Raw genomic sequence first — 24,346 nt, forward strand, 5'->3', positions numbered from 1 at the left:
TCACGTGATATGGTTGTTGGATTCTTATCCAATCTGCGGCTTATTTCTTTAAACGAAAGACTATCTTTCAGAAACTTTTGTAGATCTAGTCTTTCTTCATATGTAAAAAATTTAGACATATATCCTCCTGTCTGCCGCCAACTATCATAGGATATATGGAACTAAATAAATGTGCAAACAAAAAGACTGGTCATAAACCAATCTTTTGTAAGCCAGGATGCAACCTCCTGGCATATATATAATTTTTAGTAGTATTAGAGTTCAATTGAAATCAGAGAGGTTGCATCTCGATTTACAATTGAGGAGGAAAAATAAAAAATAAAAATCTTAAAAACGGAGGTAGTATCATGAAAAAATATTTATTAAATGTAATTCCATTTATTATTGCGGGGATATGTTTTCTTTCCTATAACGTAATCGGTTCAGAGGTACTTGCTGATGGAACACTTTCTGAACCATTTTATTTAATTCCAATGGCATATTTATTTGTATTAATTGGTTTGGTTTGGCTAATAGTAAATGTAGTATCGTTATTTATTAAAAAAATAAACTAGATAAACTAAATTAAGTTAGTATATTAGTAGTGGTTATCCATCTTATTGAAAAAACTAAGATAAGTTATAAATAGAAAAAGGTTGTCTATTTTGAACAACCTTTTTGGAATGCAGGCTATCAATATTCTTTCCTAGTTTTTGGTTATGCAGTTCTTAGGGCAAGCAAGTTGGCATGCTCCACAATCGACACAAGCGGATGGATTTATTATTCGCTTTTTATTCTCTAAGTGTGTTATACATCCAACTATACATACTCTTTCACAGGTTCCACAACTTATACACATAGATTTATCAATTATTCTAGGCATACTGTAACCTCGTTATAACGTCTGTTTACAAGCGCTAACGGTAACTTCTAATACTCTAGTTAAGAAAGGATACTTATCTTTCATCATTTTGAAGTGATCCCCCTCTTTTAAGAATCTAGCAGTTCCTTCAAGTAAAAATCCAGTTCCCATATATCTATATCCCATTACATTGCGGCTACCCAGTGTCAATTTTACATTAGGATTAATATTTATGTTATTCTCTGTGTTTATCATTGCAGCAGCTGGAATTAATATTTTGTTTTCTTCTACTATAACAAGATAGCTATTCCAAGTATTTGATACATGTGCCTCATTATTTGCACAAGTAACAATTGAAACAACTCCTTCATTTTCTAAAACTTCTAAAAATTTTTCTGTAAACATTTTATATTCCTCCATATTATAGATAATTTATATCGTCGATAAATAATGTCTATAATTATAATATGATTATTTTCATATTATGTCAACAATAAAATGTTATTTTAACTCAATGTAATACGGTGGCTTGAATCAAATTTAATAATAATGTATGATAAAGATAGTACATTTTAAGGAGCGTAAATGAAATGAAATTTTCAGTGGGAGTAGAATATGCACTACATTGTTTGCTATACATGGTTAATTTAGAAGAAGGTAAATCAATTGGGATTAGGGATTTGGCAACTTTTCAAGGTATATCAGAAAGTTATCTGTCCAAGGTATATGCAAGATTAAGTAAATCTGGAATAATAAAATCTGTGCCAGGAGTAAAGGGTGGATATACTTTAGCTCGTAGTGCAGATAAAATAACATTTTGGGACGTTGTAGAAGCGGTAGAGGGAAGAGAACCATTCTTTCAATGTGCAGAGATTAGACAGAATAATATATTACTAGATAAGGATAATTTACCAGATACGCATACGAAGTGTCCTTGTTTAATAAAGGTAGTAATGTTAGAAGCTGAAAACGAAATGAAAAAATATTTAAACAATAAAACATTAGAATGGCTATATAATCAAGTATATAGTAATGTACTTCCAAAAGAAATGGAAGAAGCAACGATAGAATGGTTTAAGAATACCAGGAGTTAATGAAAAATCGGGGTGTAAAGTTCGTGTAAAAAGTAAATTTTTATAAAGATGAATAAATATTTAAAAAAGCAATGAAAGTTTTTTCTTTGCTTTTATTTTTTCAACAATTATTAGATGAGAAAGAGTATGGAGATAATGGATGAATCTAACTGGCTTCTCTACGTTTTCACATATTGTCACCATCCACATATAATAATTTGAGGTGAAAAAATATGAGATTTTATAATGATTACGATTCTTGCTACAACCAAATAGATCAAGGGCCTTACCCATTTGTTACAGATCTTTGCCAAGACACGATTCAAAACAATAATTTCCGTACAACACGTTGGACAGGAATGGATTTACAGCTTACCCTTATGGCAATCCCATGTAACTCTGAAATAGGATTAGAAATCCATCCTGATACTGACCAATTTTTCTACATTGAATCAGGGAACGGTATTATGATGATGGGCGAATGTAAGAATAATCTTGATTACCAATGTAAAGTTATACCTGGTGCTGGTATCTTTGTTCCTGCAAATACGTGGCATAACCTTGTTAATACGGGTTGCTGTCCAATTAAATTGTTTTCGGTGTATGCTCCTCCGCATCACCCACATGGAACAATTCATGTTACAAAAGCAGATTCTGATAGAGAAGGAAATTATCACTAGCCACTCAAAAAGCCACTCAAAAAGCCGTTACTGGCCCAATGTTGTGGCTTTTTTTAGTACCTATTTTAATTGGCCCAAGAACTATTTGCACCATCAATCAATTATAAATTAATTGGATTTTTAAGTTCTTTGGGCAATAAAATAACTTATTCAGTTATTATGGATTATTACTTACTTACTCCAGATGAATATATAAATTCACTTAATGACATTGCTGATGAGTATAGTAAGGAAGATTTAAATAGAAGACTACGATTTATGAATGATTTAATTATTTGGATCGAATGAAATGTTATGATTTGGTGGAATTAGAAGAAGTAAAAAAACAGTTACAACACTATGTAAACGATTTTAATTTTAATAGGAAGAAAAAAGAGTATTTGACATTGGAGAGTAAGAAGGTCAAACATGAAGTGCTATTACCTAATGAAAATTATATAGGGAATCGATTTACCTATAATTCTCATTGCACCATTGGAGGCTTATATAAAGTATATTATTTTAAAATGGATGAAATGATGATAGAATATTTATATAATAAGGGAGATTTAATAAGATTTAATTCATTTAATGAGATATATTTTTTGGAGGACCCTTGTTTTTATAAAGGTGACAGAGTTATGTGCTCTATTTGCTCTCATGAACAAACCTTTGCACTATTTTTACAAGATAATGAGTTGGAGAATTTTCGTTTGTTCGAAATTCCTTTTTACTAATAAGACCGTTTAGAAGGAGTTAACGTATATGAAGATAAGAATGGCAACTATGGAAGATTTAGAAGCAATTGCTGCTATTGAGTTAAGATGTTTTCCTATAGAGGAGGCTGCAACAGAAAAAGATTTCAAAGAGAGATTGACAGTTTATCCGAATTACTTTTGGGTTATGGAAGATAAGGGGAAGATTGTTTCATTTGTAAATGGACTGGTGACAGATGAATCCATACTACAGGATAAGATGTTTGAAGATGCTAAGATGCATGACGAAAATGGTCAGTGGCAAATGATTTTCGGAGTAAACACGATTCCAGAGTATCGTAGACAAGGTTGTGCAGAAGCTATAATCAATAGAGTGATTTATGATGCCAGGGCACAAGGGCGTAAGGGTTTAGTGCTTACCTGTAAAGAAAAACTGCTGCATTATTATGAGAAATTCGGATTTAAAAATGAAGGAATATCACAATCAACCCATGGTGGAGCAGTTTGGTATGATATGCGCTTGACTTTTTAATAGTAATAGTATTACAATGAAGTTCATTGAAGTGAAGTGATAAAGTAAATAATGAAAGAAGAGATGGTTGGTTAGATGAATGGTAAGGAAATAAGATTTATTAAAATTCTACCAATGTTGGCTGTAGTAATCTCCTTTATTAATCTCATAATTACTATAGTAAGTGGTAAAGACCTTAGTACAGCAATTATAATTTTTATATGTATGGTTGCAATGTTGTTAGCGACAAGAAAAAAAAGACATTAATTTGGTTACAAGAATAATTTCACAAAATTATCTGTGCAATTTTGTTGGCACAAGCAAAAAGACTATCCTGTAATTTCAGAATAGTCTTTTTATATAGTTTTCAGTTTTTATGGAATCAAAATCATTTCGCGGAGCCTGCCTATTTACAACAACTCTCAAGTTCAGGGGAATATTTAATAGTTATACTTCTGTGGATTAGCTAGTAAATCAGGAAGATCTTTAAGGTCATTAATCTCATAAGTCGGTTTTATTCCCGTTTCATTAACAAGTTTGTTAGGGTTGTACCAACAAGTATCGATTTCAAAGTTAATGCCACCTTGAATATCAGAAGTCAAACTATCCCCTATCATGATTACCTTGCTCTTGTCTACTTGGTTTATGCCTTTTAAAGCATGCGCAAAGATTTCTTTATTAGGTTTAGATACTCCGATCTCTTCGGAAATTACGATATCCTTAAAGTATGGTGCTATAACAGATTTTCTGATTCTTTTCTCTTGAACGGAGGTAAGGCCATTAGTGACTATAGAGAGGGTGTAATCCTTATGTAGAGTCTCTACAAGCTCTAAACTATTCTCAAACAAAAAGGAGGCGTCAGCCAAGTGTTTCATATATGACTTCGCAAATTGTGAGGCATCAAACTCCAGATTTAATTTAGTAGACAATCTTTCGAATCGCTCTACCTTTAGTTTTTCTTGGGTTATAAGGCCTTCTTCGAATTCTTTCCATATTGCTGTATTTATAACCTGATAGATCTTCAAGTGATAATTTTCGTCATATTGTATTCCAAATTCTAGCATAGCATTTTTAAAAGCTTCTCTTTCGGACTTCTCAAAGTCAAATAAAGTTTCATCCGCATCGAATAGTATTACTTCATAGTTCATAATGTATTTCCTCCATATAGTTGTATACGACCTCGTTTCGAGGTAGTTTTATGATTAATATACTGTTATATTGCTGATAAGTAAAGCATGATTTAAAAACACCTATCCTTTACAGCTACTAATAAATAAGATACTATATTTACAAGAATTAAAATATGACATAGGTCATGCTAGGAGTATTTATGAGAAAAATAGTAGACAACAGTCTTTTGGAGCATTACATTAAAAAACATAATATAGATCAAATATTTGATGAGGACATGTTAAAATATGCGCAACTTTATTTTTTCGAAAAAGGAGAGTATATCTTAGAAGCAGCGAATAAACTTGAATATTATTATTTACTTGTAGGAGGAAAAATTAAAATTTATTATATCTTAGAAAATGGGAAGTATTCGAATTTAAAATTCTACAATGATTTTGTTACGATAGGAGATATGGAACTTTTAAAAGATGATCCCATAATCTGTAACATAGATGCAGTAGAGGATACGTATATGATAGTGTTATCTTCAGATATCCTTAGAAAAAAGTATTTTGATAATCCAAAGTTTTTACGACATCTAGTAGATTCTCTAAGCGTAAAACTCAGTGCAACGATTAATAATAGCTCATATAATTTTGTCTATCCACTTATTAATAGATTGGCTAGCTACCTAGTGGAGCATACAACAGATGAGGAGTATATAATATTAACTTCATCCTATTTAGAAATCGCTGAGTTCTTAGGAACAACGTATAGGCACTTAAATAGAACATTTAAAGAAATGGAAGCGAAATCTATTATTAAATGTGAGGATAAAAGAATAAATATATTGGATAATAAGAGGCTTAGAGAATTATCTAAGAATCTTTTTATAAATCCACTTTAATAAATTTTGTTTGGTCATACTGAGGACACATTGCTGATGTATATTCTATTAAACAAAAGAAAATACATCAGTAAGGAGAAAAAACATGTTTTTAGCAATAAAAGATTTAAAGTACAACAAGGCAAGATATTCGTTAATCGTATCCATGTTAATCTTATTAACCTTTATGGTTTTGTTCTTATCAGGATTAGCAAATGGATTATCATTAGCAACTAGTGCATCAATTAAGAATGCAAGGGCAAATCATTACATAATAAGTGATGATGCAGATTCTATTATTACGAGATCTACAGTAACGAAAGAGCAGTTTCAAGAAGTTAAAGGAATGACAAGTAGCGAGGTAACACCAATTAATCTAATGAGAATGAGTATGTACGAGAAAGATAAGCAAGAGAAGTTAGATGTTACGTATCTAGCAGTTGATGCGGAAAGCTTCATGATGCCACCGATAATTGATGGAAGTGAGTTTTCAGGTGATGAAAATTCTATTCTATTAAATAGATCTTTCTTAGAGGAGGAAATCTCAATAGGGGATACGGTAGTGGACTCCGCTTCTGGTATTGAAATGAAAGTCACAGGATTTGTGAAAGACCAAATGTATGGACATTCTGCGGTAGGTATTATATCTTTAAATACATTGAAAGACATAAGGACAAAAATCAATAAGAATGATGAAGTAAAATATAATGCCATTGCTATCAAGGGACAAGATATAGATAATATCGAGTTAACGAATGCAGAAGTTATATCAAAAGACGACGTTATTAATAATATACCAGGACATTCGCAAGAACAGATGTCCATTAATATGATTTTGTGGGTTCTTGTAATAGTTTCTGCAGCTATTTTGGGAGTATTCTTCTATATTATCACCACACAAAAATTAACGGAATTTGGTGTCATGAAGGCACTAGGAATGGAGATGAAAACTCTATCAGCAACGATTATTACGCAAGTACTTATATTAGCAGGAGGTAGCATGCTTGTGGGGAATGTCCTAACATTTGCTATATCAAGTATATTACCAAGTAGTATGCCATTTTCTTTACAGTGTGGCCCTGCTGGGATTATATCACTAGCGTTTGTAATTATTTCTATAGTAGTTAGTTTAGTTTCTTTAAGGAAAGTTGCAAAGATCGATCCGTTAATGGCAATTGGAGGACATGAATAATGACAAGTTATGCATTACAATTAAACAATATTTCAAAAGTGTATCAAGACGGAGATAATGAGAATACTGTCTTAGATAAGGTATCATTAAAAGTAAAACCAGGGGAATTTGTAGCAATCGTAGGACCATCGGGTTCTGGTAAAAGCACAATGTTATCAATTGCAGGTGCATTACTTTCAAGCACAGAAGGGGAAGTAATCATAGGGGATACATCACTTGATAACAATAAGAAAAATTGGATCCGTGTGAGAAAAGAGAAAATTGGATTTATTTTTCAGTCTCATCAATTAATTCCTTATTTGAATATAGGAGATCAGTTGAATCTAATCGCTAAAATCTCTAAGAATAAAGACAAAAAGGAATTTGAAGCATATGCAGATGAGCTACTAAATGATTTGGGATTATTAGATAGTAAAACGAAATATCCGAATAAATTATCAGGTGGAGAAAAACAACGTGTTGCGATTGCAAGAGCATTTATGAATAAACCAGATGTTATTCTAGCAGATGAGCCAACAGCAAGTTTAGATGGCCCTAGAGGAAGACAAGTTGTGGAGATGATTAGGAAAGTGGTTAAGAAACAAAACAGGGCTGCTATCATGGTAACTCATGATGAAAGAATATTGGATTTGGTAGATGTGATTTATAGAATAGAGAATGGTAAAATCCATGATGTAAAAAGTAATATGTAAAAAATAGTACGTAAATAATAATACGTAAAAACTATTACGAAAAGTGAAAATAAGGTTGTTACATAACGATAATTAATTGTGTAGCAACCCTTTTTGCAATTAACAAGGAATTAGTACATACTAGAGATTATAAACTAAACAGTGCAGATTGACGAAATCGAAACTAAAATTAGCTTTTGACACTCGAACCAGTTATAAAATAGAAAGAAGGGAAATTAATTGAGTAGTAGTAAGATGGTATCAATACTAGTAGTAGAGGATAATAATAATCTAAGAATGTTGATGTCTGACCGTTTAGAAATGGAGGGATATGAGATATTTCAAGCACAAAATGGGGAAAAAGCACTTGAAATATTAGAGAATAATAAAATAGACGTATTAATAACGGATATTATGATGCCAATCATGGATGGTTATCAGTTAATAGAGATAGTAAGAGAATCAGGATATACAATGCCTATATTAATGGTAACAGCGAAGGATAACTTTGAAGACAAAGAGATGGGATTTCGATTAGGTACAGATGATTATATGGTAAAACCAATCAACATAAACGAAATGGTATTACGAGTTTCCGCCTTATTAAGACGTGCTCAAATAATCAATGAAAACATCCTGCAAATTGGTGATATGGTATTAAATTATAACACATTGACAGTAGATACAGGGGAAGAGGTGTATGAACTTCCGAAAAAAGAATTCTATCTATTATATAAGTTATTAAGCTATCCGAAAAAGATATTTACTCGTCAACAATTATTAGATGATATATGGGGGATGGATGTAGATGTAGACGAAAGGACGGTAGATTCTCACATTAAAAAGCTTCGTAAAAAATTTAGCGACAGAGAAGAATTTAAAATCGTAACGATTAGGGGATTAGGCTATAAAGTGGAGAGGTATCTATGAGAAATAAGTTTAAAAAATCTATTCATGCGAAATTTGCGTTAACGTTTATTGGAATTCTTTGTTTTGCTTGTATTGCATCATTTGGATTGATGCATATCTCGCAAATTGATTTTGTGAAGGCTATTATATCTTCGAACAGTACAAATTACACCAATGAACAAGTTTATATGATACATCAAAGATCAATATTAATTATTGTAACATTAACAATCTGTGTAATTATCGGATCCATATTAATGTTTACGGCAACAAAAGCCATATCAAAGCCTATAAAATATATTAGTAATATCACGAAGGAAGTATCAAAGGGTAATTTTGATATCTATATAGATTATGAAAGCGAAGATGAAATTGGAACATTAGCAAAAAATTTTAACTTAATGATAAACGAATTGAAAAATATGGAGTATCTACGCAAGGATTTTATAAGTAATGTATCCCATGAATTTAAGACACCCATCGCCTCTATTCAGGGATTTGTAGAGATGTTAAAGAATAAGGATTTACCAGAAGAGAAAAGAGATGCATATATAGATATAATTATTGAAGAAACAGAGAGACTAAGCAAATTATCTTCTAATATGTTACGAATATCGAGATTAGATAATCAAAGTATTCCAAACAAAATAACAGAATTCTCTTTGGATGAGCAAATAAGAAAAATCATAGTATTGTTAGAAGACAAATGGGCCCCAAAGAATATAGAGTTAAATATTAATTTAGATAAAGTTAAATTCAAAGGGGATGAAGATTTAATTCAACAAATATGGATAAACTTAATAGAGAATGCAATTAAGTTCACTGAGTACGGTGGGGAAATTTCCATACAATTAAAAAGCTTTAATGACGAGGTAGTGGTAAAAATTACAGATACAGGTATTGGAATACCAGAAGATAATAAAAAGAGAATTTTTGAAAAGTTTTATCAAGGAGAAGCCGCCCATTCTAAGGTCGGGAATGGTTTGGGATTAGCGATTGTAAAGAGAATAGTAGAGATAAGCAAGGGACAAATTGATATAGAAAGTCATGTAGGGGTAGGAACTACATTTGTTATTAAGCTACCAATTCAAACTTCGCACTTGAATATTTAGAGGTATAGGTAATTAAGATCTCAAGTAGAATAGATTTGATGAGATAAGCCACACTATGTATGTAACATACGATGTAAAATGAAAGGTGGACTTATCCTATGATTAAATTTTTTAAATGTAGTAATAATGGACTTGTAATTCCAATTTGTAATTGTTATACAGACGCTACATCACTTTCAGACGCCAATGAAATCACACCTAATAGTGTAGAGGCAGCTACTGAAAAACATCTTCCTGTCATCACTTGTAGCGGGAATACGGTAACTGTAAACGTTGGAAGTGTTACACATCCCATGACGGAAGAACATTCTATTACTACGGTAATATTAGAGACACAAAAAGGTGGACAATATCAAATCTTGTCACATGATGTACAACCAGTCGTTAAATTCCAGGTTGCTGACGGGGACAAGGCTATTGCTGCATATGCTTATTGTAACCTACATGGATTATGGAAAGCTGATATAGATTAAGAAAAGAAGATTGTGTAAGGTTTGATAAGGTATTATCAAGTATTTTGAATATAAAAAACACACATCAGGCTTATATAAATGTTTCTTGCATTTATATAAGCCATTTTTGTATAAAAATTGAAAAATATCTGAAATTTAACAATTACATAGTTAATTTAATATCAAAATTGCATTATTAAATCAAGTGTGATACAATAACAACAGTTACTAAGAATTATCACACAATTAAAGAACGTAATAGTTGATATATAATTATTATAAAACATGGAGGTAAAGTATGAACTTACAATTACAAGATAAATATAAACTATATATAAACGGAGAATGGAGAGATGCATCCGATGGTGCAACTATAAAAACCTACAATCCATCCAATGGTGATTTATTAGCTGAAATAGCAGATGCTACAAACAGTGATGTGGATGAAGCAATTGCTTCTGCAAGAGAAGCTTTTAAAACTTGGGGTAAAACAACTCCTGGCGAAAGAGCAGCGGTGCTTAATAAGATAGCAGATATCATTGACGAAAATGCTGAGTTTTTAGCAACGGTAGAAACTATGGACAATGGTAAACCAATTAGAGAAACAACTGGTGCAGATATTCCATTAGCAGCAGATCATTTTAGATATTTTGCAGGGGTTATTCGGGCAGAAGAGGGAACGTCTACTATGATAGATGAGAATACCCTAAACTTAATTCTTAGAGAGCCAATCGGTGTGGTTGGTCAGATTGTACCATGGAACTTCCCATTCCTAATGGCTGCTTGGAAGTTAGCTCCAGTACTTGCAGCAGGTGATGTGAGTGTATTTAAACCATCTAGTACTACTTCACTTAGTGTATTAGAATTGATGAAATTAATTGGAGATGTAGTACCAAAAGGTGTAATTAATATTATCACTGGTAAGGGTTCTAAGAGTGGTGAGTATTTACAACATCATAAAGGGCTTGATAAGTTAGCCTTTACAGGTTCAACAGAAGTAGGTAGAGAGGTTGGTATCTCCGCTGCGAAGAATTTGATACCTTCTACACTAGAACTTGGTGGTAAATCAGCAAACGTATTCTTTAGTGATGCAGATATGGATATTGCCTTAGAAGGTATTCAATTAGGTATCTTGTTTAATCAAGGGCAAGTTTGTTCCGCTGGATCAAGAATCTTTGTTCAAGAAGATTTCTATGACGAATTTATTGGAAAAGCGGTTGCAGCTTTTGAAAAAGTTAAAGTAGGAAATCCACTAGATCCATCAACACAGATGGGTGCTCAAGTAAGTGAACAACAATTAAAGAAGATTTTAAGCTATATTGAAATCGGTAAGAATGAAGGTGCTAAAGTTGCTACTGGTGGCGAAAGATTGGTAGAAGGTGACGCTTCGAAGGGTTACTTTATGAAACCTACTCTATTAGTAGATGTAACAAATACTATGAGAGTTGCAAGAGAGGAAATCTTTGGACCAGTAGGAGTTGTTATTAAGTTTAAGACAATTGATGAAGTAATTGACATGGCTAATGATAGTGATTTTGGCTTAGCTGGTGGAGTGTTTACCAAAGATATTAATAAGGCAATTAGAGTTGCAAGAGGTATTAGAACTGGACGTGTCTGGGTCAATACGTACAATACTTTCCCAGCAGGAGCATCCTTTGGAGGTTACAAAGACTCTGGTATTGGTAGAGAAACACACAAGGTAATTCTTGATCATTATAGCCAAATGAAGAATATTATAATTAATCTTTCTGATAAACCAGGTGGAATGTATGTGAAGCAAGAACAATAATTAGGAGTAATATAACACAAAGTCAGGGAAGAATTTACTTGAAAAATTCTTCCCTGATTTTATGTTAATATTAAATCCAGTTTATGTTTGCTTCTTTTCGTGGAACAGTTCTTTGATATCTCACATCAGGATAGCCAATTACTAGACAGGATATTAATTGATTCCCATCCTTTACACCAAGTAAATCTAAGATCTCTTTATTATCTTTGGAGGCAGCAATTGTGAAGCCGCTAAAGAAAGTTCCAAGGCCTAGAGCGTCAGTCATAAGTTCCATATTGGAAGAAGACAAGCCTCCATTAAGTGGGGAAGGAGAGGTAACAAAAATTGCAAGTGGAGCATTGAAAAACAAGTTATCGTTCTTTGCAGGGTCTTCTTGATACTTATTGTACATATTCACCCACATGTTTGCATAGCCTTTTAAGTGCTCTGTTTCAGGAGTTAAATTTGCTAGTATATACTCGCCTTTTTGCTTTAGGCTTTTATAAGTAAGGTTTTTTAGTTCATTTAGTTTTTCTCTTACAACTACATAGGATACATCTTGGTTGTTAGTTCCGGTTTGCGTATATCGACCTGCTTCAATAATCTTTTGGATTTTTTCTTGCTCAATATCGTTATCCTTAAATCTACGAATACTTCTTCTAAACTGAATGAAATTTAACAGAGTGTCAGAATCAATGGAAAAAGTATCTTTATCATAAGGTTTTACCTCATCCATATTATAATCATCGGTTGATACGGCTTCTACTGGACATACGGCTACACAGTGACCACATTTTAAACAGGTATCACCGTAGATTTCTGCTTTACCTTCTTTTAGCGAAATTATGTGTGTAGGGCAGTCTTTGATACATTGTTCGCAAGCGATACATTTTTCTTTGTCTACTGAAAATATGTAAATCTCTCCTTTTCGTAATTGCCTAAGTTAGTATAAGTTACTTTGTTACTGTTTCTTATGAATTTATTTGACAATAGTATGCATAAAAATTATAATTCAGTTATATCACTAAGTTATAGTTTTATAGATAGATGTGATTATATCATTATGGATAGACGTTAGTCTATTTAAAAAAAATCATGAATATATAACGAAAAGTTAAGAGTTTCCATAGTATGCTCTGTGCGAGGTAGTGAAAATATGAATTTGCAACAATTAGAGTACTTTAAAGTAATAGCAGAAACGAAAAAGATTACATCTGCGTCTAATCAATTATCAATTAGTCAACCAGCATTGAGCAAGGCAATATCAAAACTGGAAGAAGAATTAGATGTTCAATTATTTGAAAGAGATGGAAGGAATATTAAGATAACGAAATATGGTGAAGTGTTTTTAAAATATGCCGAATCAGCACTTGATGATATTGATCGAGGCATTAAAAAAATGGAAGAGATGAAGTATGGGAATGACCAGGTCATTTCAGTAGCAGCCACCAACTGTATCGGAATAACCTTTATTCCTTTTCTGATTAGTGAATTCTTGAACCAACATGGTCATACCAAATTCAATTTTAATATTCGGGATACAGAAGAGCTTTTTAAAGATCTACGATATGAAAGGATTCATATGGCTTTCTTCGATAAGATAGAAGATATTGATAAATATCCTGAGATAGAATCGGTATTAGTTAAGAAGGAAGAGTATGTTTTAATAGTTTCAAGGAATCATTATTTAGCAAAGAAGGAAGAGGTTTACTTAAAAGATCTGAAAGAGGAATATTTTATCGCGTATAACGGTAAAAATCCTAACCAAAAAGTATCCTATGCTGAGTTACTTGGCTATACACCTAAGATATCAGTAGAACCCAGTGAAGAAAGTATGCTTTCCGGATTGGTTGCGGCGGGTGCGGGTATTGCAATCGTGCTGAATACCCCTATGATTAATACCAACAAGATATCAATACTTAAAATCAAGGATGATATTGGATATAAGAATATCTATATGGGTTGGAATAAGAAAATTGACCTTCCGACTAAAGCGGAAGAGTTTAAAGCTTATGCCATTCATCTAGATAAACAAATGCAAAATTCTTAATCCCGTTTGGTGGGGAAGTAAGTTTAAACGAAAGAAAATGAAAGATAAGGAAAGAAGCGAATACAATGAATATAAGGAATACAAGGAACAAAAATAAACAAATGTCAGAAACAATTATATTAGGAATGATGCTTGCCTGCGTTGGTGGCTTTCTTGATGCATATACGTATATTTGCAGGGGTGGTGTATTTGCTAATGCACAAACAGGAAACCTTGTTTTGTTGGGCATTAGGATTGCAGAGGGAAATTTAATTGGAAGTCTGAAATATCTTATACCAATTATAGCATTCGTACTGGGAATTTTAATTGCGGAGATCGTTAGAAAAAGATACAAAAACAGTGTAAGAATTCATTGGAGACAGATTATCATTGTAGTTGAACTTTTCGTACTTTTAGGGATTACATTCATACCGAATGGAGGCTGGTATGATATGATAGCCAATGTTTTAGTGTCATTCGTATGTTCTCTACAGGTGCAAAGTTTCCGTAAATTTAATGGGAATGCAATGGCAACAACGATGTGTACGGGAAATCTACGAAGTGCTACAGAATACTTTTATAACTATTTGGATAATAAAGATAGAAGTGAATTACATAGAAGTTTTCAATATTTAGCAATTATTATTGTTTTTATTATAGGTGCTGCAATAGGAGCAATCGCATCCATTATTCTTGGGGTTAAAGCAATTATACTCTCCTGTATAGTTTTGAGTATTGTTTTTCTGCTTATGCTTATTAATAATCAGTAATATAATTAATTGGTTAAAAATAGTCTGAAAATATAATTTGACAATATCACTAATTAGTGATATATTAAGTTCATGAAAACATTAAAAGATCTGATGAAAGAAAGTGAACTAGATTTATCTACTTTGGTTGTCTTCACAAAAGCAGAACACGCTATTCATAAGAAAGAGTATCAGACCATCAAAGATAGTGGACTTACACCAACACAATTTGGAGTTTTAGAAGCGCTATATAGCAAAGGTGATTTAAAGATTAATGAGTTGATAGAGAAAATATTAACGACATCTGGCAATATAACAGTGGTAGTGAAAAATCTGGAAAAGGAAGGGTTTATACACAGGAAAGTGGATCCAAGAGATAAACGGTCCTGCATAATATCAATAACGGACAAAGGAAGTCAATGTATAGAAGGGATTTTACCTAAACACGTTAGTAATATCAGAGATATCTTTAAGGTTTTGAGTGATGAAGAAAAATTAATTCTAAAAACTATACTTAAAAAGTTTAAGACTCTATAATAACTAAATAAAACTTTATTTGAAAAGTTTAAGACTCATTAAGAATAAAAATTTAGATAAATATCACTAATTAGTAATAAATTCGAAATTATAGCAGTGAAAGGAGGAATATAATGGAACATTTCAGAACTATAGAAAATATATTCAGAGGACCAGAGCCTCATATGGTCGGAGATGGATTTAGGGTATCTCAATATCTACCGGCAGGATTAAGTGATATGAAACGCCTGTCTCCAATGTTTTTATTAGACTATCACGAACCACATTATTACGAACCATCGGCTAATGCTCGTGGAGTTGGAGCACATCCACACCGTGGTTTCGAGACAGTAACGATTGCATATGAAGGCAAAGTAGAACATCATGATAATAAAGGTAATCATGGAATTATCGGACCTGGCGACGTCCAATGGATGACAGCCGCTTCAGGAATCTTGCATAAAGAGTACCATGAGAAAGAATTTAGTAAAAATGGTGGAACGCTTCATATGATACAACTTTGGGTTAATCTACCAAAGGATAAGAAGATGTCAGAACCCAAATATCAAACCTTATTAAAAGAAGATATGGGAAAGATCAAACTTGATGATAATCAAGGAGAGATTAGTATTATTGCAGGAGAAGTAAAGGGAGTACAAGGCCCAGCTAGTACATTTACTAAGATGAATATCTATAATGTAAATTTAATTAATGGTGGAAATGTTACCCTAAACGAACCTAGTAACTTTAATACAGGAATGCTTGTATTAAAAGGAGAAGTTAAATTAAATAAAGATACAGTAGTGAAAGAAAAAGATTTTATCTTATTTGATAATATATCTGGCGAGATTTTAGTTGAGTCAGTAGCAAAAGAGAATCTATTTGTGGTATTAAGTGGAGAACCAATTGATGAACCAATTGCTTCTTATGGACCGTTTGTTATGAACACGACAGATGAAATATATCAAGCTTATGAAGATTTTGAGAATAATAAATTTGGAACACAAGACTTTTAGTTTAAAATAAATTAAATTACACGAAATATATCGGAGGAAAAAAAGATGAGTAAAGTATTATATATTAAAGCAAATATTAAAAATGATGGAGAATCAAGAACATTCAAGGTTTCTGATGCCTTTGTGGAAGAATATAAGAAAAAAAATCCAGGAGATGAAGTAATCGAGTTGGATTTATATAAGGAAAATATAGATTTCCTAAGACCAGAGGATTTAGGAAAAATCTTCGGACCTAAAGATGAAGAAAGTAAGAAGAATCCAATCTTAAAATACGCATATCAGTTTGCAGAGGCAGACAAATATATCGTTGCAGCTCCAATGTGGAATTTAAGTATTCCTGCAATTTTAAAGGCTTACATCGATTATGTAAGTGTTACAGGAATAGCATTCAAATATACTGCAGAAGGTCCAGTTGGACTTTTAACAAATAAAAAGGCTGTTAATATTGTGGCTAGAGGTGGTGAATATGCTGACTCTCCATATGAAATGGGAGATAGATATTTGAAAACTATATTCGGATTCTTTGGTATTACAGATATGGAAACAATAGCTATAGACAATGTTGACGTTATAGGAGCAGATGTTCAAGGGAAAGTTGACGAAGCAATTGAAAAAGCTAAAGCATTTTTAGAAAGATTTTAAGTTAGGTTACTATACGTGCATAACGTATTGTAATGATAGACAATAATAATATAATATATAATACGGAGGAAAAGACTATGGAAAAAATATTTAAATGTTCTATTTGTGGCTATATCGCTGAAGGGATTGAAGCACCAGAGGTTTGTCCAAAATGTGGTTTAGGCAAAGAAAAGTTTGTTGAACTTAGTGAAGAAGATGCAAAAAAAATCTATGCTTCTGATAGAACGAACAACATCCACGCTGAAATCATTGTATTAGCAGATAGAATTGCTGAGCTTTCAAAAGAGGGGATAGAAGAAAACCTAGATCCAAAATGTGTTTCTGCATTCGAAAAAGCGAAAAATGAAGCTTGGGTTATCAAACAAAGATGTAAAGCAGAACTTGCAGGACACATGGCTAACGGTAAGTGGTAGAATGCAATATTATCAAGTCAAAGAGAGTTTGATATAGTAAGAAAAGTAAAAAAATATACTCAAAAGGTAGAGACCAAATAAAAAGTCTCTACCTTTTTCACTGTTATGATGTGTACATTTGTCTGAATTGTGTGGGGGTACAGGTTTTATAAGCTTAAACATTCTGATAAATGCTGATGGACTTGAGAAGCCAGATCGTAGTGCTACTTGTACCTTTCTAAGTCGGAAAAGTCCGTTAGTAGTGTTATTACAATGAATAAAAACTGTATAAAACTAGAATAAAAATGCATGAACTATATAAAATATGCATAAAAATAAATATATATGTTGCTAAATACATAAATATACACAAAAGTATAAAAATATGCATGATTATGTATTTTTATACTTGATTTTTAATGAATATACGTTATAATTAGAATATACTAAGTGAATGACAAAAATTTGTTCTCATTATTGGAATTATTCTAATGTATGATAACTATTTTATAGTCTACTATGAATTTCAAATTATCTGAAATAATAAGGAAAAGGAAAAGAAAAGGGGAAAATAAAATGAAGAAAAAATTAGTATTAACAGGATTATTAGTAGCAATGGCAATCTCTACGATGGCATGCGGCTCAAAGAAAGATACATTAGTAATGGCAACGAATGCAGAGTTTCCACCATATGAATATCTTGATGGTAGTGATTTCAAAGGTATCGACATTGAAATTGCACAAGCGATAGCAGATGATTTAGGAAAAGAATTAGTTATTGAAGATATGGCGTTTGATTCAATTATTACAGCGGTACAATCAGGCAAAGCTGATATTGGTTTAGCGGGAATGACAGCTATGCCAGATCGTTTAGAGAATGTTGATTTCAGTGATTCTTATACAACAGCAACACAGGTTATTATAGTGAAAAAGGGTAGTACGATAACTACAGCAAGTGATTTAGAAGGTAAAACACTTGGCGTACAATTAGGAACAACTGGCGATATATATGCAGATGATGTAAAAGATGCTACAGTAGAACGTTACAATAAAGGATTTGAAGCAGTGCAAGCATTAAGTCAAGGAAAGATTGATGCAGTAATCATTGATAATGAGCCAGCTAAAGTATTCGTTAGTCAAAGCGAAGATATCGAAATCGTAAAAGAAGAATTTGCAGTTGAAGAGTATGCAATAGCAATCAAAAAAGGTAATGAAGAACTTCAAAAACAAATCAATAAATCTTTAGAGAAGCTAAAAGAATCTGGTGAACTTCAAAAAATTATTGATAAATATATCAATGAAGACTAATTAACTGCATATAGGACCTATAGTAGTTTGAATTATATGAAAGGAGCCATGCCGTTGTAGTATGCCAACTTAATTGGTTTAGCAGTATCACAAGATAGGTTGTGATAGGCATGGATATATAAATGGAGAAAATCATCGATCAATTTACGCAGAATTTTATAGAGAAAGATCGTTGGATGTATATCGTAGATGGTCTTAAAGTTACGTTGACGATTACATTTTTGGCAGTATTAATAGGTATCTGCATTGGTTTTATAGTTGGGATGATACGATCTACCCATGACAAGACAGGAAAATGTAAGATATTAAATGTTTTATGTAAGATATACCTTACGGTTTTTCGTGGAACACCAGTTGTAATACAGTTATTAATTATTTATTTCGTTGTATTTGGTAGTGTTCGAATTGACAAAGTATTTGTGGCGGTTATTGCATTTGGTATAAATTCTGGTGCTTATGTAGCTGAAATTATTCGAAGTGGAATTATGTCCATTGACGAAGGTCAGTTCGAAGCAGGTAGAAGTTTAGGGTTTAATTATATGCAAACGATGCGATATATTATTATGCCACAAGCAATCAAGAATGTATTGCCAGCGCTTGGTAATGAATTCATCGTATTATTAAAAGAAACGTCAGTAGCAGGTTATATTGCACTTGCTGATTTAACAAAAGCAGGAGATATTATAAGAAGTCAGACATATTCGGCATTCTTCCCGTTGTTCGGGGTAGCAGCTATCTATCTTGTACTTGTTATGATTTTTACTTTCTTAGTAGGACGATTAGAGAGGAGATTGAACAATGGAGCACACTAATATCGGAGATTCTCTCATTCAAGTAAAAAACATAAAGAAACAGTTTGGTGAAAAATTTGCCTTAAATGATGTAAATTGTGATATTAATAAAGGTGAAGTAGTATTTATTATTGGACCTTCTGGCTCTGGAAAAAGTACCTTTCTAAGATGTTTGAATCTACTGGAGACGCCGACATCCGGCCAGATCTTTTTCGAAGGGAATGAGTTGACAAAAAAAGGTGTAAATGTGAATGCTTTACGCCAGAAGATGGGGATGGTATTCCAACATTTCAATCTGTTTCCTCATAAGACTATCTTACAAAACCTTACCCTTGCTCCAATGAAATTACAAGGAGTGAGTAAGGCAGATGCTGAGAAGGAAGCTATGCGTTTACTTAAGCGTGTAGGATTAGAGGATCGTGCTGATGCGTATCCAGCCCAATTATCCGGTGGACAAAAACAGCGTATTGCAATTGTACGTTCTTTATGTATGAAACCAGAGGTGATGCTATTTGACGAACCAACTTCTGCTCTCGATCCGGAGATGGTTGGTGAAGTTCTTGGTGTTATGAGAGAGCTTGCAGAAGATAATATGACCATGGTGGTTGTTACTCATGAAATGGGATTTGCAAGGGAAGTCGCAAGTAGAGTGATTTTTATGGACCAAGGACAAATCGTTGAGGAGGATACTCCTGAAGAATTGTTTGCACATCCAAAGAGTGAACGTTTACAAAACTTTTTAAGTAAAGTATTATAGAGTATTAAAAGATGAATCAAGTTTGAAAGATTCCCAGATGTAAGTTTGTTTGACAAACATTTGAGAAACCTTCAAATTGATTCATCTTTTTTTGGTTAAAGAAAATACCTATTATATCGTACAGAAGAGATTGTTATTAAATATTATAATATTATAAATATGTATAAATGTGCTATACTATTTGTAGGGGAATAAGGGAGATACCATTAATAAGTTTAGTTTGCCGAATAAATTATATATCTATAACTATACGAAGAAAGGAAGAATGATACAATGAAATGTTTTATCGTAGAAGGAACATTAAAGATGGAACAAGTTGAAGAAAATACAATGAATGAACATAAAGCGTATTCTCAAAAAGCAATGGACGCAGGGTTAATAGTAATGTCTGGGCTTAAGTCGGATATGAGTGGTGGTCTATTCATTATGAAAGCAGATTCTATTGCTCAAGTAGAGGAGTATTTATCTGCTGAGCCCTTTAAAGTAGCAGGGATACAAGAGTACAGAGTAATAGAGTATATGCCTCATTATATTAATCAATCACCAAGTGATTGGTTTGATATGAAATAAGGTCATAGAATAGTATTTACTCATAGGAAACTATAGTTCTAAAAAGAATCAATTCAACTGCCAAGTTGAGTTGGTTCTTTTTTTATAAGCAGATTATAAGTAGTCATGTTTCATATCGATTTCACAACATATTTATAATGTATATATACTGCGAATGTTATATAATGGTAAAAGAATATGAAGTTCAGAGGGGATGAAGAGAATGTTATTCGTTAGAAGAAAAGAACGTTCTGAGATAGACGAGATTATTGTAAGTGCGAATAAAGTATTAAGTCGGATCGATACCGTAACTGGTGAACCAATTAAATATCCTATTAAAGAGTGTTGGTGTTATTACGAAAAAATGAGTGAACAACATGCAAGTAATCCAAGAACTATAATTAATTAGAAAACCCTCTTGACTCTGACACTGTGTCGTACTTTAAAATGAATCCAGAAAGGAGATGAGTGCATGGAAACGATGACAATTAGCCAACTATCAAAAAGGTTTGATGTATCTACAAGAATGCTTCGCTATTATGAGAAAATGGGACTCTTAGCTAGTCACCGTAAGGAGGACTATGCATATCGAATGTATGATGAAATTGCTGTAAGGCGTCTGCAACAAATCATCGTACTCCGTAAGTTACATATTCCTCTGAAGCAAATCGCATTAATATTCGAAGACAAAGAACAAGTTGATACACTCAATATATTTCAAGAGAATATTAATGAAATTGAAGATGAAATTAATGCCCTTAGTACCATACGAGATATCTTAAATGTTTTTGTGTCCAGGCTTAGTATAAGCTTACAAAACGATATAAGATTGGATCTGTTGGAGGATAGAGAACTAATAAAAGTCGTAGATACTCTTTGCCTTTCAAAATTAAATCTAAAGGAGGAACGGTCAATGAATGAACTTAATAAAGCAAATGAAACATTGAATAAAAACCTGGAGGTAAGAATGGTGTTGCTGCCACCTTGTACAGTGGCTTCCTTTCATTATGTGGGTGAAAACCCAGAAGAAGTAGTCGGGAATCAGATGAGTAAATTTGTTCAAGAGAGTAAGATTTATGAAAGAAAACCGGATGCGAGAATGTTTGGATTTAACCATCCGAATCCATCCGAAGATAGAGAGTTTTATGGATATGAGGATTTGATAACGATTCCTGAGGATATGGAAGTTCCAGCACCTCTCACCAAGAAGCGGTTTAATGGTGGTTTATATGCTGCCCATACCATTACATTTCCTAATTTTAATGAATGGGCGGATTTAGCAGAATGGGTTCAAAATAGTGATAAGTATGAAGTTAATTACAGCGAACTCGGTGAAGAAATCATGGGAGGATGTCTTGAAGAACATCTTAATTGGATCTATTCAGCACACATGGGCTGGCCAGAAAACGGTATCGATGGACAGTTAGATTTACTATTACCTGTTAAATTGTTGACAGCTAAGTAGCATAAGTTGAAAATGTCGGTATAACCTGTATTTATGGGCTTTACCGACATTTTATGCTTCAGAATATACTTCGAATAGACGGAATATCCTAATAGTACTTGTGCTATGACCAGTATCGGCTGAAACAGGTTATACGAATAAGTAAAATCTGTAAATCACTATTCGTAATTCTCAAATATGGGTTCAATATACCCTTTAATAAATTCCAGTCTATCCTTGACCTTTTGTTCAAATAGTGAAGCAATAGAAATCACTATCTTTTTCTTGGCATTGACGTAAATCACATTTCCTCCATCTCCCATAGCTGCAAAAGCATGTTCTTTATCATCAAGAATCCACCAAAGATATCCATAGGCTAAATTTTGTTTTTCCCACCTACTATGTACCTTTGTACTCTCATCTACCCATCTTGCAGATACAATTTGTTCGCCATTCCATATTCCATTATCTAAGAGCAATTGACCGATTTTTGCCATATCCGTAGGAGACAGAGTTAACCCCCATCCGGCTGTATTAGTTCCAGCCCCGTCGGCAACCCAACCGCTGATATTGTTAGCTTTATTAAATGCGAGTTGTTCTTCTTTACTATGAAAGGTCACATTACTCAGGGCACTAATTCCCAGTGGTGAGAATAAATTATCCGTTGCAAAATCTAGTACAGATTGGCCAGTTGCTTTTATAAGAATGCCCGACAAAATATCTGGTCCTATGAGGGGAGTATATCTAAATTCCCCAATCTGCCCCTTACCACCTAATAAATCGAGCGTAAATTTTACCCCGTCATCACTGGTGAAATACTTTATATAGGGAGCAAATTTATATTTATACGGGGCTGTCATTGTCAGCAAATTCTTAAGTGTAACATTCTGTAGTGTTTTTTCTCTACTTTTAACCGTGTAATCTGGGAAGAAATCCAGTACTTTTTGGTCGATACTTTTGATATACCCTTTGTCAATGGCAATCCCAATTAGTATAGATATAATACTTTTGGTTACTGAATAAACATGGATTCGGCTAGTAGCAGTGCATTCATTAAAGTAATTTTCATATAGTGTTTTACCGTCTTTTAATACAACCATACCTGCAATATTACGATAATCATCGTTTATTTTCTTCTCAAGCGCTGTCACTTTTTCTAATCCGTAGGATGTATTCATATAATTCTCTCCTTTATCTTTTATTCTCTTTCTTACTTAATGGTTGGTTACACAGGGAATGTAACGTAGTCTTGGTTTCTTGGTCTAAATATTTGTAGATTTCTTTTTAACAGGATAATAAATCTCAGTTATAAGATCACTTTCTTGTGAAACTCCAGAAGGGTCAGTTACATATACTTCATATAGAGCATTGCTAGATTCATAGCCTTCCTTTTCTGCCCATTCACGCTGTTTCGTGTATACAGAAGATAGGTTAGAATAAGAACCATTCAAAACAGTTTTTAAGCATAGTCCTGGATAGAAATCTCTTGTACCTGTAACATACTCTTTTACCGGAATAGCAAATTCAATATCTAAACCAAATGGACTAAATTCTTCGCTGTGAAAAAGTACCATTGGTGGAGCAAGTACAGTTAATTTGTCGACTTGAGTTTTCCTAAATAATTTACGAAAGCAGTTGCCATATTCTTCAGCAACTTCGTGTTCATGGACCATTTTTCGAATAGATAGAAGATACATCATTGGTACTTCAACAAGTTGAGTATCAATGCTTTCCATATAAGACATAATTGATTTGCCCTGTTTCAAGTTTGTTAGATCAGTATTTAGTTGGTCTAAGGTTTTTTCGAATTCTTGTACTTGTTTCTCAATCTCTTTCTTCTTTCTGGTAAGTTCTAAGTAAAGTTTTTCGTCCTGTAATTCTTCTGCTTCAAGTATGTTTTTTATTTCCTCTAAAGAAAAATTGTATGATTTTAATCGGTTGATAAATAACATTGTTTCTAATTGCTCGATAGAATAATATCGATAACCATTTTCAGGGATGATTTCATCGGGCAGAAGTAGGCCTATTTCAGCATAATAACGAAGCGTCTTTGTAGACACTTTACATATATTTGAAAACTCTCCAATCGATAACATAGATTCTCCTCCTCTAAGCGTATCCTATATGCTTACGTTTATCTTACACCTTACCCTAAGGGTAAAGTCAATGTAATAAAGTCTACATTATGGAAATCTATTCAAGATTAAGGCTTGATAATCATACAGAAGGATAGAGAAAGCCTTTTTTCGC

At 32.9% G+C, this 24,346-nt stretch carries 31 protein-coding genes and 1 pseudogene; 24 read left to right on the top strand and 8 right to left on the bottom strand.

Features of this window, described 5'->3' with window-relative positions; translation table 11 throughout:
• A partial coding sequence (locus BUB90_RS24330; protein WP_073290240.1) for a helix-turn-helix domain-containing protein occupies positions 1-119 on the bottom strand: 119 nt, incomplete at its 3' end.
• A gap of 228 nt (positions 120-347) precedes the next feature.
• Between BUB90_RS24330 and BUB90_RS18690 the strand changes: the two genes are divergently transcribed.
• Positions 348-554, top strand: a complete 207-nt coding sequence (locus BUB90_RS18690; RefSeq protein WP_073290243.1) for a DUF3955 domain-containing protein — start codon at positions 348-350, stop codon at positions 552-554.
• A gap of 131 nt (positions 555-685) precedes the next feature.
• Here BUB90_RS18690 and BUB90_RS24335 read toward each other — a convergent pair whose 3' ends face one another.
• Both BUB90_RS24335 and BUB90_RS18700 read right to left on the bottom strand, forming a co-directional pair.
• On the bottom strand, positions 686-862 hold the full coding sequence (locus BUB90_RS24335) for an ATP-binding protein (protein ID WP_073290245.1): 177 nt from the start codon (positions 860-862) through the stop codon (positions 686-688).
• A gap of 12 nt (positions 863-874) precedes the next feature.
• Positions 875-1,246: a pyridoxamine 5'-phosphate oxidase family protein gene (locus BUB90_RS18700; RefSeq protein ID WP_073290248.1), complete on the bottom strand. Its 372-nt coding sequence runs from the start codon at positions 1,244-1,246 to the stop codon at positions 875-877.
• A gap of 185 nt (positions 1,247-1,431) precedes the next feature.
• On the opposite strand from BUB90_RS18700, the gene BUB90_RS18705 reads away from it, so the two are divergent.
• The 4 genes from BUB90_RS18705 (at position 1,432) to BUB90_RS18720 (ending at position 3,821) form a co-directional block, all read left to right on the top strand.
• Positions 1,432-1,935 (top strand): Rrf2 family transcriptional regulator, encoded by a 504-nt coding sequence (locus tag BUB90_RS18705; RefSeq protein ID WP_073290251.1) that lies wholly within the window; start codon positions 1,432-1,434, stop codon positions 1,933-1,935.
• A gap of 212 nt (positions 1,936-2,147) precedes the next feature.
• The gene (locus tag BUB90_RS18710; protein ID WP_073290253.1) at positions 2,148-2,594 is read left to right on the top strand and encodes a cupin domain-containing protein; all 447 of its coding nucleotides are present in this window, start codon (positions 2,148-2,150) and stop codon (positions 2,592-2,594) included.
• Between the two features lie 275 nt (positions 2,595-2,869).
• Positions 2,870-3,310 (top strand): hypothetical protein, encoded by a 441-nt coding sequence (locus BUB90_RS18715; protein ID WP_073290256.1) that lies wholly within the window; start codon positions 2,870-2,872, stop codon positions 3,308-3,310.
• Positions 3,311-3,338: 28 nt separating this feature from the next.
• Complete coding sequence (locus BUB90_RS18720; protein WP_073290259.1) at positions 3,339-3,821, top strand: GNAT family N-acetyltransferase; 483 nt, start codon at positions 3,339-3,341, stop codon at positions 3,819-3,821.
• A 419-nt stretch (positions 3,822-4,240) separates the two neighbouring features.
• On the opposite strand, the gene BUB90_RS18725 is transcribed toward BUB90_RS18720, so the two are convergent.
• Positions 4,241-4,948, bottom strand: a complete 708-nt coding sequence (locus BUB90_RS18725) for a YjjG family noncanonical pyrimidine nucleotidase (protein ID WP_073290261.1) — start codon at positions 4,946-4,948, stop codon at positions 4,241-4,243.
• A 182-nt stretch (positions 4,949-5,130) separates the two neighbouring features.
• Here BUB90_RS18725 and BUB90_RS18730 point away from each other — a divergent pair, with 182 nt between their 5' ends.
• From BUB90_RS18730 to BUB90_RS18760, 7 genes are all read left to right on the top strand, one after another.
• Positions 5,131-5,820 (top strand): helix-turn-helix domain-containing protein, encoded by a 690-nt coding sequence (locus BUB90_RS18730; protein ID WP_073290263.1) that lies wholly within the window; start codon positions 5,131-5,133, stop codon positions 5,818-5,820.
• Positions 5,821-5,905: 85 nt separating this feature from the next.
• A complete protein-coding gene (locus BUB90_RS18735; RefSeq protein ID WP_073290266.1) occupies positions 5,906-6,991 on the top strand; it encodes an ABC transporter permease in 1,086 nt (361 codons plus the stop codon).
• Entirely contained in the window at positions 6,991-7,683 is a 693-nt protein-coding gene (locus tag BUB90_RS18740) for an ABC transporter ATP-binding protein (RefSeq protein WP_073290268.1), read from the top strand. The genes BUB90_RS18735 and BUB90_RS18740 overlap by 1 nt, the downstream gene beginning before the upstream one ends.
• A 234-nt stretch (positions 7,684-7,917) precedes the next feature.
• Complete coding sequence (locus BUB90_RS18745) at positions 7,918-8,592, top strand: response regulator transcription factor (RefSeq protein ID WP_073290479.1); 675 nt, start codon at positions 7,918-7,920, stop codon at positions 8,590-8,592.
• Positions 8,589-9,683, top strand: coding sequence for a sensor histidine kinase (locus BUB90_RS18750; RefSeq protein ID WP_073290270.1), 1,095 nt, complete (start codon positions 8,589-8,591; stop codon positions 9,681-9,683). Before BUB90_RS18745 ends, BUB90_RS18750 begins: the two co-directional genes overlap by 4 nt.
• Before the next feature lie 98 nt (positions 9,684-9,781).
• Positions 9,782-10,156: a desulfoferrodoxin family protein gene (locus tag BUB90_RS18755; protein ID WP_073290272.1), complete on the top strand. Its 375-nt coding sequence runs from the start codon at positions 9,782-9,784 to the stop codon at positions 10,154-10,156.
• 277 nt (positions 10,157-10,433) lie between these two features.
• On the top strand, positions 10,434-11,924 hold the full coding sequence (locus BUB90_RS18760) for an aldehyde dehydrogenase family protein (protein WP_073290274.1): 1,491 nt from the start codon (positions 10,434-10,436) through the stop codon (positions 11,922-11,924).
• Positions 11,925-11,994: 70 nt separating this feature from the next.
• Here the strand turns inward: BUB90_RS18760 and BUB90_RS18765 are convergent, their stop codons facing one another.
• Together BUB90_RS18765 and BUB90_RS24340 are read right to left on the bottom strand one after the other, a co-directional pair.
• Entirely contained in the window at positions 11,995-12,639 is a 645-nt protein-coding gene (locus BUB90_RS18765) for a nitroreductase family protein (RefSeq protein WP_330393810.1), read from the bottom strand.
• A 30-nt stretch (positions 12,640-12,669) separates the two neighbouring features.
• A pseudogene (locus BUB90_RS24340) lies at positions 12,670-12,822 on the bottom strand (4Fe-4S binding protein); the annotation flags it as partial.
• A 237-nt stretch (positions 12,823-13,059) separates the two neighbouring features.
• On the opposite strand from BUB90_RS24340, the gene BUB90_RS18770 reads away from it, so the two are divergent.
• The 12 genes from BUB90_RS18770 (at position 13,060) to BUB90_RS18825 (ending at position 22,117) form a co-directional block, all read left to right on the top strand.
• Positions 13,060-13,953 carry a LysR family transcriptional regulator gene (locus BUB90_RS18770; RefSeq protein WP_073290278.1) on the top strand — a complete coding sequence of 298 codons (894 nt, stop codon included), beginning with the start codon at positions 13,060-13,062 and terminating at the stop codon, positions 13,951-13,953.
• 101 nt (positions 13,954-14,054) lie between these two features.
• On the top strand, positions 14,055-14,702 hold the full coding sequence (locus tag BUB90_RS18775; protein WP_084139381.1) for a YoaK family protein: 648 nt from the start codon (positions 14,055-14,057) through the stop codon (positions 14,700-14,702).
• 72 nt (positions 14,703-14,774) lie between these two features.
• Positions 14,775-15,218 (top strand): MarR family winged helix-turn-helix transcriptional regulator, encoded by a 444-nt coding sequence (locus tag BUB90_RS18780; protein WP_073290283.1) that lies wholly within the window; start codon positions 14,775-14,777, stop codon positions 15,216-15,218.
• A 113-nt stretch (positions 15,219-15,331) separates the two neighbouring features.
• Positions 15,332-16,213, top strand: a complete 882-nt coding sequence (locus BUB90_RS18785; protein WP_073290285.1) for a pirin family protein — start codon at positions 15,332-15,334, stop codon at positions 16,211-16,213.
• Positions 16,214-16,258: 45 nt separating this feature from the next.
• Positions 16,259-16,855 (top strand): FMN-dependent NADH-azoreductase, encoded by a 597-nt coding sequence (locus tag BUB90_RS18790; protein WP_073290288.1) that lies wholly within the window; start codon positions 16,259-16,261, stop codon positions 16,853-16,855.
• Positions 16,856-16,932: 77 nt separating this feature from the next.
• Positions 16,933-17,268 (top strand): rubredoxin-like domain-containing protein, encoded by a 336-nt coding sequence (locus BUB90_RS18795; protein ID WP_073290290.1) that lies wholly within the window; start codon positions 16,933-16,935, stop codon positions 17,266-17,268.
• A gap of 555 nt (positions 17,269-17,823) precedes the next feature.
• Positions 17,824-18,555: a basic amino acid ABC transporter substrate-binding protein gene (locus BUB90_RS18800; protein ID WP_073290292.1), complete on the top strand. Its 732-nt coding sequence runs from the start codon at positions 17,824-17,826 to the stop codon at positions 18,553-18,555.
• A gap of 122 nt (positions 18,556-18,677) precedes the next feature.
• Positions 18,678-19,367, top strand: a complete 690-nt coding sequence (locus BUB90_RS18805; RefSeq protein WP_073290294.1) for an amino acid ABC transporter permease — start codon at positions 18,678-18,680, stop codon at positions 19,365-19,367.
• Complete coding sequence (locus BUB90_RS18810; RefSeq protein WP_073290296.1) at positions 19,354-20,103, top strand: amino acid ABC transporter ATP-binding protein; 750 nt, start codon at positions 19,354-19,356, stop codon at positions 20,101-20,103. Before BUB90_RS18805 ends, BUB90_RS18810 begins: the two co-directional genes overlap by 14 nt.
• A 273-nt stretch (positions 20,104-20,376) precedes the next feature.
• Positions 20,377-20,673 carry a YciI family protein gene (locus BUB90_RS18815; RefSeq protein ID WP_073290298.1) on the top strand — a complete coding sequence of 99 codons (297 nt, stop codon included), beginning with the start codon at positions 20,377-20,379 and terminating at the stop codon, positions 20,671-20,673.
• Between the two features lie 202 nt (positions 20,674-20,875).
• The gene (locus tag BUB90_RS18820) at positions 20,876-21,061 is read left to right on the top strand and encodes a hypothetical protein (RefSeq protein WP_073290300.1); all 186 of its coding nucleotides are present in this window, start codon (positions 20,876-20,878) and stop codon (positions 21,059-21,061) included.
• A 63-nt stretch (positions 21,062-21,124) separates the two neighbouring features.
• Positions 21,125-22,117 (top strand): MerR family transcriptional regulator, encoded by a 993-nt coding sequence (locus BUB90_RS18825; protein ID WP_073290302.1) that lies wholly within the window; start codon positions 21,125-21,127, stop codon positions 22,115-22,117.
• Positions 22,118-22,275: 158 nt separating this feature from the next.
• Here BUB90_RS18825 and BUB90_RS18830 read toward each other — a convergent pair whose 3' ends face one another.
• Both BUB90_RS18830 and BUB90_RS18835 read right to left on the bottom strand, forming a co-directional pair.
• Positions 22,276-23,274, bottom strand: coding sequence for a serine hydrolase domain-containing protein (locus tag BUB90_RS18830; protein WP_073290304.1), 999 nt, complete (start codon positions 23,272-23,274; stop codon positions 22,276-22,278).
• 84 nt (positions 23,275-23,358) lie between these two features.
• On the bottom strand, positions 23,359-24,192 hold the full coding sequence (locus BUB90_RS18835; protein WP_073290307.1) for a MerR family transcriptional regulator: 834 nt from the start codon (positions 24,190-24,192) through the stop codon (positions 23,359-23,361).
• Between the last annotated feature and the right edge of the window lie 154 nt (positions 24,193-24,346).

Source organism: Anaerosporobacter mobilis DSM 15930, assembly GCF_900142955.1.
GTDB lineage: Bacteria > Bacillota > Clostridia > Lachnospirales > Lachnospiraceae > Anaerosporobacter > Anaerosporobacter mobilis.

Excerpts from the sequence above, each read along its gene's own strand:
- BUB90_RS18790 (WP_073290288.1), top strand. The coding sequence starts at position 16,259 with ATGAGTAAAGTATTATATATTAAAGCAAATATTAAAAATGATGGAGAA.
- BUB90_RS18785 (WP_073290285.1), top strand. The coding sequence starts at position 15,332 with ATGGAACATTTCAGAACTATAGAAAATATATTCAGAGGACCAGAGCCT.
- BUB90_RS18820 (WP_073290300.1), top strand. The coding sequence starts at position 20,876 with ATGTTATTCGTTAGAAGAAAAGAACGTTCTGAGATAGACGAGATTATT.
- BUB90_RS18690 (WP_073290243.1), top strand. The coding sequence starts at position 348 with ATGAAAAAATATTTATTAAATGTAATTCCATTTATTATTGCGGGGATA.
- BUB90_RS18775 (WP_084139381.1), top strand. The coding sequence starts at position 14,055 with ATGTCAGAAACAATTATATTAGGAATGATGCTTGCCTGCGTTGGTGGC.
- BUB90_RS18830 (WP_073290304.1), bottom strand. The coding sequence starts at position 23,274 with ATGAATACATCCTACGGATTAGAAAAAGTGACAGCGCTTGAGAAGAAA.
- BUB90_RS18745 (WP_073290479.1), top strand. The coding sequence starts at position 7,918 with ATGGTATCAATACTAGTAGTAGAGGATAATAATAATCTAAGAATGTTG.
- BUB90_RS18710 (WP_073290253.1), top strand. The coding sequence starts at position 2,148 with ATGAGATTTTATAATGATTACGATTCTTGCTACAACCAAATAGATCAA.
- BUB90_RS18795 (WP_073290290.1), top strand. The coding sequence starts at position 16,933 with ATGGAAAAAATATTTAAATGTTCTATTTGTGGCTATATCGCTGAAGGG.
- BUB90_RS18800 (WP_073290292.1), top strand. The coding sequence starts at position 17,824 with ATGAAGAAAAAATTAGTATTAACAGGATTATTAGTAGCAATGGCAATC.
- BUB90_RS18780 (WP_073290283.1), top strand. The coding sequence starts at position 14,775 with ATGAAAACATTAAAAGATCTGATGAAAGAAAGTGAACTAGATTTATCT.
- BUB90_RS18705 (WP_073290251.1), top strand. The coding sequence starts at position 1,432 with ATGAAATTTTCAGTGGGAGTAGAATATGCACTACATTGTTTGCTATAC.
- BUB90_RS18815 (WP_073290298.1), top strand. The coding sequence starts at position 20,377 with ATGAAATGTTTTATCGTAGAAGGAACATTAAAGATGGAACAAGTTGAA.
- BUB90_RS18825 (WP_073290302.1), top strand. The coding sequence starts at position 21,125 with ATGGAAACGATGACAATTAGCCAACTATCAAAAAGGTTTGATGTATCT.
- BUB90_RS18730 (WP_073290263.1), top strand. The coding sequence starts at position 5,131 with ATGAGAAAAATAGTAGACAACAGTCTTTTGGAGCATTACATTAAAAAA.
- BUB90_RS18805 (WP_073290294.1), top strand. The coding sequence starts at position 18,678 with ATGGAGAAAATCATCGATCAATTTACGCAGAATTTTATAGAGAAAGAT.
- BUB90_RS18750 (WP_073290270.1), top strand. The coding sequence starts at position 8,589 with ATGAGAAATAAGTTTAAAAAATCTATTCATGCGAAATTTGCGTTAACG.
- BUB90_RS18770 (WP_073290278.1), top strand. The coding sequence starts at position 13,060 with ATGAATTTGCAACAATTAGAGTACTTTAAAGTAATAGCAGAAACGAAA.
- BUB90_RS18835 (WP_073290307.1), bottom strand. The coding sequence starts at position 24,192 with ATGTTATCGATTGGAGAGTTTTCAAATATATGTAAAGTGTCTACAAAG.
- BUB90_RS18765 (WP_330393810.1), bottom strand. The coding sequence starts at position 12,639 with ATGGATGAGGTAAAACCTTATGATAAAGATACTTTTTCCATTGATTCT.
- BUB90_RS24335 (WP_073290245.1), bottom strand. The coding sequence starts at position 862 with ATGCCTAGAATAATTGATAAATCTATGTGTATAAGTTGTGGAACCTGT.
- BUB90_RS18735 (WP_073290266.1), top strand. The coding sequence starts at position 5,906 with ATGTTTTTAGCAATAAAAGATTTAAAGTACAACAAGGCAAGATATTCG.
- BUB90_RS18700 (WP_073290248.1), bottom strand. The coding sequence starts at position 1,246 with ATGTTTACAGAAAAATTTTTAGAAGTTTTAGAAAATGAAGGAGTTGTT.
- BUB90_RS18720 (WP_073290259.1), top strand. The coding sequence starts at position 3,339 with ATGAAGATAAGAATGGCAACTATGGAAGATTTAGAAGCAATTGCTGCT.
- BUB90_RS18740 (WP_073290268.1), top strand. The coding sequence starts at position 6,991 with ATGACAAGTTATGCATTACAATTAAACAATATTTCAAAAGTGTATCAA.
- BUB90_RS18755 (WP_073290272.1), top strand. The coding sequence starts at position 9,782 with ATGATTAAATTTTTTAAATGTAGTAATAATGGACTTGTAATTCCAATT.
- BUB90_RS18810 (WP_073290296.1), top strand. The coding sequence starts at position 19,354 with ATGGAGCACACTAATATCGGAGATTCTCTCATTCAAGTAAAAAACATA.
- BUB90_RS18760 (WP_073290274.1), top strand. The coding sequence starts at position 10,434 with ATGAACTTACAATTACAAGATAAATATAAACTATATATAAACGGAGAA.
- BUB90_RS18725 (WP_073290261.1), bottom strand. The coding sequence starts at position 4,948 with ATGAACTATGAAGTAATACTATTCGATGCGGATGAAACTTTATTTGAC.